7 protein-coding genes and 1 riboswitch are annotated in these 7,019 nt (G+C 63.3%); of the genes, 6 read left to right on the top strand and 1 reads right to left on the bottom strand.

What is annotated here, in order from left to right; translation table 11 throughout:
- From VEZ38_RS04235 to VEZ38_RS04220, 4 genes are all read left to right on the top strand, one after another.
- A partial coding sequence (locus tag VEZ38_RS04235) for a DUF4129 domain-containing protein (RefSeq protein WP_324892097.1) occupies positions 1–339 on the top strand: 339 nt, incomplete at its 5' end.
- Between the two features lie 50 nt (positions 340–389).
- Positions 390–1,124: an alpha/beta fold hydrolase gene (locus VEZ38_RS04230; protein WP_324892096.1), complete on the top strand. Its 735-nt coding sequence runs from the start codon at positions 390–392 to the stop codon at positions 1,122–1,124.
- 68 nt (positions 1,125–1,192) lie between these two features.
- Positions 1,193–2,731, top strand: coding sequence for a glutamine-hydrolyzing GMP synthase (gene guaA, locus VEZ38_RS04225; protein ID WP_324892095.1), 1,539 nt, complete (start codon positions 1,193–1,195; stop codon positions 2,729–2,731).
- A 233-nt stretch (positions 2,732–2,964) separates the two neighbouring features.
- Positions 2,965–4,275: an NCS2 family permease gene (locus tag VEZ38_RS04220; RefSeq protein WP_324892099.1), complete on the top strand. Its 1,311-nt coding sequence runs from the start codon at positions 2,965–2,967 to the stop codon at positions 4,273–4,275.
- Between the two features lie 411 nt (positions 4,276–4,686).
- Here the strand turns inward: VEZ38_RS04220 and VEZ38_RS04215 are convergent, their stop codons facing one another.
- On the bottom strand, positions 4,687–4,935 hold the full coding sequence (locus VEZ38_RS04215; protein WP_324892094.1) for a hypothetical protein: 249 nt from the start codon (positions 4,933–4,935) through the stop codon (positions 4,687–4,689).
- 105 nt (positions 4,936–5,040) lie between these two features.
- A riboswitch (cyclic di-GMP riboswitch) is annotated at positions 5,041–5,131 on the bottom strand.
- Between the two features lie 325 nt (positions 5,132–5,456).
- Here VEZ38_RS04215 and purE point away from each other — a divergent pair.
- Together purE and purK are read left to right on the top strand one after the other, a co-directional pair.
- A complete protein-coding gene (gene purE, locus VEZ38_RS04210) occupies positions 5,457–5,921 on the top strand; it encodes a 5-(carboxyamino)imidazole ribonucleotide mutase (RefSeq protein WP_324892098.1) in 465 nt (154 codons plus the stop codon).
- 34 nt (positions 5,922–5,955) lie between these two features.
- On the top strand, positions 5,956–7,019 hold a 1,064-nt coding region (gene purK / locus VEZ38_RS04205; RefSeq protein WP_324892093.1), incomplete at its 3' end, for a 5-(carboxyamino)imidazole ribonucleotide synthase.

Below are 7,019 nucleotides of genomic sequence, written 5' to 3'. Positions count from 1 at the left end.
CGCCGCTCCGGCCCCGCCGCGGGCCGGACGCCGCGCGTCCCGGCGCCCTCGCCGCAGCGGCGCCGGCTCGACCGGCTCTGGCGCCGCATCTACCGGCGTTACGGCGCCCGGCCGGCGACCGAGACGCTGCGCGATTACGCGGCGCGGCTGTCGGCGGCGTCGCCGGAGGCGCGCGACGCGCTGGTCGAGCTCGTGCGCCGCGACGAGGCGATCCGGTACGGGGCCGGCGGCGAACGGTTGTCGCGGCGGTGGCTCGACGCCATCTGGCGCCGCGTCGCGAAGCGGCCGAGCCGGAGCGCGGCGGGGCCGCTTCGCGAAACCCAAAAGGGCAGGCTATAATGGAGGGCGAGAAACGAAGTTCCTGAACAGGGTCTGGAAGGAGCGCTCGCATGAAGCCTGAAGAAACCACCATATTGTTGTTGCACGGTTTTCCGTTCGGTCCGGAGATGTGGAGCCGGCAGCGGGCGACGTTCGCGGCGAAAGGTTGCCGCGTCGTCGCGCCCGATCTTCGCCTCGAGACGTCGCCCGCGACGATGGACGACATGGCCGCGGAGGCGGTCGCCGCGCTGGACGCGGCAGGCGCGCGGCAAGCCGTCGTCGTCGGGTTTTCGATGGGAGGCTACGTCGCTTTCGCGCTGCTGGAGCGGTACCCGGAGCGCGTCGCCGGCCTCGCCCTCGTCGACACGCGCGCGGAAGCGGACGGCGAGGAAGGCAAGGCGGGGCGGCGCAAGCTCGCTGCGGAGGCGCTCGAACGCGGTCCGCAGGCGGCGGTCGACGCCATGCTCGGCAAGCTGCTTTCGCCGGCGACGCGGGAGCGCCGCCCCGACGTCGCGGAGGAGGCGAAGCGGATCATGCTGTCGACCTCCGGCAAGGCGATCGCCGCCGCCGCGCTCGGCATGGCGGAGCGGCCCGACCGTACCGCCATGCTGTCCGGCATCCGCGTCCCGACGCTCGTCGTCGTCGGCGAGGACGACGCGATTACGCCGCCGGCGCTCGCGCGCGGCCTCGCGGACGCGATCCCCGGCGCGGCGCTGCGCGTCCTTCCGGAGGCCGGCCATCTCGCCGTCATGGAGCGTCCCGAAGCGTTCGACGAGGCGCTGGCCGCTTGGCTCGAGAACATTTAAACATTGCCATGCGGGCGGCAAGTCTTGTAGAATAGTTTCAATTATCTTTAGGGGGCTCGGACTTACCGATGAACAAACCGAATGAAATCGTCGTCGTTCTCGACTTCGGCGGGCAGTACAATCAATTGATCGCCCGCCGAATTCGGGATCTCGGCGTGTACAGCGAATTGCTGCCGTACAATACAAGCGCGGACAAGATTCGCGAGTTGGCGCCCAAAGGCATCGTCTTCTCCGGCGGACCGGCCAGCGTATACGGCGAGAACTCGCCGCTGGTCGACCCGGGCGTGTACGAGCTCGGCGTCCCGATCCTCGGCATCTGCTACGGCATGCAAATGATGAGCCATCAGCTGAAGGGCAAAGTCGAAGCGGCGGGCAAGCGCGAGTACGGCAAGGCGATGGTTCGCTTCGCGCCGGATTGCCGTCTGACGACGGGCCTTCAAGGCGAACAGCAGGTGTGGATGAGCCACAGCGATCTCGTCGTCGAAGCGCCGGAAGGCTTCGCCGTCGACGCGAGCACGGAGCATGCGCCGATCGCCGCGATGAGCCACCGGGAGCGGAATTTGTACGCCGTGCAGTTCCATCCGGAGGTGCGGCACACGACGTACGGCAACGACATGATCAAGAATTTCTTGTTCGAGGTGTGCCGCTGCGAAGGCGAGTGGAGCATGACGACGTTCATCGAGGACGCGATCCGCGACATTCGCGAGCAGGTCGGCGACAAGAAGGTGCTTTGCGCGTTGTCGGGCGGCGTCGATTCGTCCGTCGTCGCCATCCTGATCCATAAGGCGATCGGGGACCGGCTGACCTGCATGTTCATCGACCACGGTCTGCTGCGCAAGGGCGAGGCGGAGAGCGTCATGGAGACATTCGTCGGCAAGTTCGATATGAAGGTCGTGAAGATCGACGCGCGCGATCGGTTCCTCGGCAAGCTGGCGGGCGTGGACGATCCGGAGCAGAAGCGGAAAATCATCGGCAACGAATTCATCTACGTGTTCCAAGAGGAATCCGCGAAGTTCGACGACTTCGAATTTCTTGCGCAAGGCACGCTCTATACGGACATCGTCGAGAGCGGCACGGCGACGGCGCAGACGATCAAGTCGCACCATAACGTCGGCGGCCTGCCGAAGGACATCAAGTTCAAGCTCGTCGAGCCGCTGAAGGCGTTGTTCAAGGACGAAGTGCGCAAGGTCGGCGAAGAGTGCGGCCTCCCGCCAGAGATCGTATGGCGCCAGCCGTTCCCGGGACCGGGCCTTGCGATCCGCGTGCTCGGCGAGGTGACGGAGGACAAGCTCAAAATCGTGCGCGAATCGGATGCCATCCTGCGGGAGGAAATCGCGAAGGCCGGACTCGACCGCGAAATCTGGCAATACTTCACCGCGCTGCCGAACATGAAGAGCGTAGGCGTCATGGGCGACGCGCGGACGTACTCGTACACGGTCGGCATCCGCGCCGTGACGTCGATCGACGGCATGACCGCCGATTGGGCGCGCATCCCGTGGGACGTGCTCGAGACGATTTCGACACGAATCGTCAACGAAGTCGACAACGTCAACCGCGTCGTCTACGACATTACGTCGAAGCCGCCGGCGACGATCGAGTGGGAATAATATACATGAAGATAGGAGACTCTAGGATTAGCCCTAGAGTCTCTTTCGCGTCTCGCCCTTTGGTTCGCGGACAGGTTCCAATATTTTCGTTGACAACATTCGACAGCAATTTTAGAATTTGTTCTAGACATGAAAACGCTTCCTGTCATAAGATGGACGACTGTGACCCGGTAAAAAATTTTTGACGAAGGTTGTGCTTATCTATGGGACAAAGAAACGCGAGCGACACGGGAATTGCGAAGTACTTTGAGTTTTCGAAGTTCGGGACGAACTACCGGAAGGAAATCGTGGCGGGGCTGACGACCTTCTTGGCGATGGCTTACATCCTTGCGGTGAATCCTTTCATTTTGGGCGACGCGGGAATGGATATGGGGGCCGTCTTTACGGCGACGGCGATCGCGGCCGCCATCGGGACGCTCATCATGGGGATCGTAGCGAAATATCCGATCGCGTTGGCGCCGGGGATGGGGCTTAACGCCTTCTTCGCCTACACCGTCGTGCTCGGTATGGGCATTCCGTGGGAGCAAGCGCTCGCCGGCGTGTTCGTCTCCGGGGTGCTGTTCTTGATCTTGGCGGTTACGGGCATCCGGGAGATGATCATCAACGCCATTCCGCAGGGCTTGAAGCATGCGGTGGCCGCGGGGATCGGGCTGTTCATCGCGTTCATCGGCTTGAAGAACGGCGGCATCGTCGTTGCGAATCCCGCGACGTTCGTTTCCTTGGGCGACTTCAGCAACGGGCCGACGCTGCTGGCCGTCTTCGGCATCATCGTGACAGCGACGTTGATGACGCGCAAGCTGACCGGCGCCATTTTCTACGGTATTCTAATCACCGCTGTCGTCGGCATGATCTTCGGCGTCGTGGAATGGCCGAAGAGCATCGTTGCCGCTCCGCCCGCCGCTTCCGCCTTCGGCGCCTTGTTCGGGCCGCTGACGGACATGTCCGTTATGTTGACCGGCACGATGTTGGTTGTGATCTTGACGTTCTTGTTCGTGGACTTCTTCGATACGGCGGGCACCTTGGTCGGCGTCGCCAGCCAAGCAAACCTGCTTAAGGACGGCAAGCTGCCGAGAGCGGGCAGAGCGCTGGCTGCCGATTCGATCGCGACGATCGCGGGCTCCGTCGTCGGAACGTCCACGACCACATCGTATATCGAATCCTCCACCGGCGTCGCCTCGGGAGGCCGGACGGGGTTCACGGCCGTAGCGACGGCGATCTTCTTCCTGCTCGCCCTGTTCTTCTACCCGGTCATCAGCACGATCGCGATGCAAGGCGCCGTGACCGCCGCCGCGCTCGTCATGGTCGGCGTGCTAATGGCGTCCAACCTAGGCAAGATCGAATGGGATCAGTTGGAGGAATCCGTTCCGGCGTTCATCACCGTGATCGCGATGCCGCTGACCTACAGTATCGCGACCGGCATTGCGCTGGGCTTCATCTTGTACCCTCTCACCAAGATCGTGAAGGGCGACTTCAAGAAAGTGCATCCCGTCATGTATGTCATGTTCGTCGTGTTCCTGCTGTACTTCCTCTTCTTGCGGGAGTAGAGGCCGGAAGCGATTCCGATGCCGAACAACAAACCGGACAGCGCTGCGTGCAGGCGCCGTCCGGTTTTTTTTGTGTGTCGAAATCGCGATGGGAGGAGACTCGTCCCGTGCGTGCATCCGTCGTACGCCGCGTGCGATCCGGACAAAAATCAGCTATTGCTGTTCCACGGCCGGAGAGCGCAAAATTTGAGCATCATCCACGGAAATGAGCAAATATTGAGCATTCCGCAGCATGCGCCGGGCTTCAAGTGTGTCGGGGGCGGCGGGCTCGAAGGTTCGGCACAGGCGCGAACCGTCGGATATCCGCGCAGTGGGGACGAGGCAGAGGCGCCGGCCCGCCTGCGTGCGCTGGAACGTCGCACCGAACCCCCGAAGCACCGCCGGACAAGCGCCGGCGGCATTCGGCGCGGCTTATGAGCCCCGCTTGTATTCGCCGCATTCGAGACAGCGCTCGACGCTGACTTTCCGGGGGCAGCCGTCAAGCCCTGCCAAAGCGCAAGCGACCGGCGCTTCGTCGCATACGTCTGGGGACGTCGCCACGCAGTAGGGGCACTGCGCGACGAGCGCGGAGGCGACCCGGCGCACGAGGGAGCGCAGCGCGTGCTCGTCGTCGCGCAGCAGCAGCTCGGGATCGAAGGGCGGGAGGGTATGCGTTTTCAAAGGTAGGGATGGTTTCGGTTCGAACAATCGATTTCACTCCTCACGCCCGCGAGGAGAACGCAATTGCCAAAATAAGAGACACGCCCCCAAGGCGTGTCCGACTCCTAGGGCAGCTTGGCGATCGTTGCTTCGACTTGAAGCGGTAGACCCATAGCTTTGCGTCCTTCCCTTTCGGTAAAGTTTGCCGTTGACCTGTTGTATCCCATTATCGTAAAGAATCATGCGACGAAATCACTACTAAGATACCATAAGTTGGAACTCCGGTCACTACTTTTTTGGAACGGGCGACTTATGACAAAATACGAACTATATTGATTTCGGATAAGGGAATGTTCGCGTTTTGCGTTGACATTGCCATGTGAGCATTGGTACACTAGAGACAGAAAGAGAAAATTACCGAAAACGTGATTTCGTCCAGGGGCCGCGCGGCGGCGACCGGACTTTTGTTTTGTTTGCCAATAGATTTTTCATTCATGCAAAGGAGTTGTTCGAACTTGACTACACCGATCGTCGGCGTCGTGATGGGCAGCAAGTCGGATTGGGAGACGATGAAGCTCGCCTGCGACGTCTTGGAACAGCTCGGCGTGCCGTATGAGAAACGGGTCGTCTCGGCGCACCGGACGCCGGACCTCATGTTCGCGTATGCGGAGCAGGCGAGAGAGCGCGGCATCAAGGCGATCGTAGCCGGCGCGGGCGGCGCGGCGCATCTGCCCGGCATGATCGCCGCGAAGACGGAGCTGCCGGTCATCGGCGTGCCGGTGCAGTCGAAGGCGCTGAACGGGCTCGACTCCTTGCTGTCGATCGTGCAGATGCCGGCCGGCGTGCCGGTGGCGACGGTCGCGATCGGCGCGGCCGGCGCGACGAACGCGGGATTGCTCGCTGCGCAAATCGTCGGCGCGTACGATCCGGAGGTCGCGGCGCGGCTTAAGGAACGCCGGGAACGGACCCGGGCGGAAGTCGAAGCGATCGGCGATAACCTGCCGTAAAATGGAGAATACTATTCCTATGGAAACTCTTAACATGAAACGAATCCTGCCGGGCGCCACGATCGGCGTCCTCGGCGGCGGCCAGCTCGGCCGCATGCTCGCGCTCAAGGGCCGCGAGATGGGGTACCGATTCGCGACGCTCGACCCGACGCCGGATTCGCCGTGCGGCCAAGTATGCGACCGGCAAATCGTAGCGCCTTACGCCGACGAACGGGCGGCCCGCGAGCTGGCCTCCCTCGCCGACGTCATTACGTATGAATTCGAAAATGTGAACGCCGCCGTCGCCGCGATTCTCGAGCGCGAGTCGTATGTGCCGCAAGGCAGCGAGCTGCTGCGGACGACGCAGCATCGGCTGCGCGAGAAGCGGGCGGTCGAAGCGGCGGGCGTACGGGTGGCGGCGTACCGCGACATCGCGACGGTCCACGACCTGCGCGAGGCGCTGCAGGCGTTCGGGACGCCGGCCGTGCTGAAGACGGCGACGGGCGGCTACGACGGCAAAGGACAAGCCGTCATTCGCCGCGCGGCGGACGCTCCCGAGGCGTTCACAACGCTGGGCGGCGGCGCGGTGGAGCTCGTGCTCGAGCAGTTCGTCGACTTCGAGCGCGAGCTGTCGGTCGTCGCCGCCCGCAGTCCGTCGGGCGAAGTGCGGACGTTCCCGCCGGCGGAGAACGTGCACGTCGGCGGCATTTTGCACACGTCGACGGCGGCGCCGGGGCGCATTCCGGCGGACGTCGAGGCGCGCGCCCGCAAGATGGCCGCAGACATCGCGAACCACCTGAACGTCGTCGGGCTGATCGCCGTCGAGATGTTTTTGCAGCGCGACGGCACGCTGTTCGTCAACGAGCTGGCGCCGCGTCCGCACAATTCCGGCCATTATACGATGGACGCCTGCAACGCGTCGCAGTTCGAGCTGCATCTTCGCGCCGTCTGCGGCTTGCCGCTGCCGGAGCCGAAGCTGCTGACGCCGGTCGTCATGGTGAACGTGCTCGGCGAGCACGTCGAGCCGCTGCTTCGCTGGTTCGAGGCGGAGGGCGAGCGGACGCTGCCGGCCGGCGTCGACGCGAAGCTGCATCTGTACGGCAAGGCGGAGTCGAAGAA

The sequence above is a fragment of the Paenibacillus sp. genome (assembly GCF_035645235.1).
Classification (GTDB): Bacteria; Bacillota; Bacilli; order Paenibacillales; family YIM-B00363; genus Paenibacillus_AE.
Note: the sequence above shows the minus strand (reverse complement) of the source record. Positions and strands in the feature narration are given on the sequence as shown.

Coding starts and splice junctions, on each gene's coding strand:
- guaA (WP_324892095.1), top strand. CDS start 1,193: ATGAACAAACCGAATGAAATCGTCGTCGTTCTCGACTTCGGCGGGCAG.
- VEZ38_RS04230 (WP_324892096.1), top strand. CDS start 390: ATGAAGCCTGAAGAAACCACCATATTGTTGTTGCACGGTTTTCCGTTC.
- purE (WP_324892098.1), top strand. CDS start 5,457: ATGGGCAGCAAGTCGGATTGGGAGACGATGAAGCTCGCCTGCGACGTC.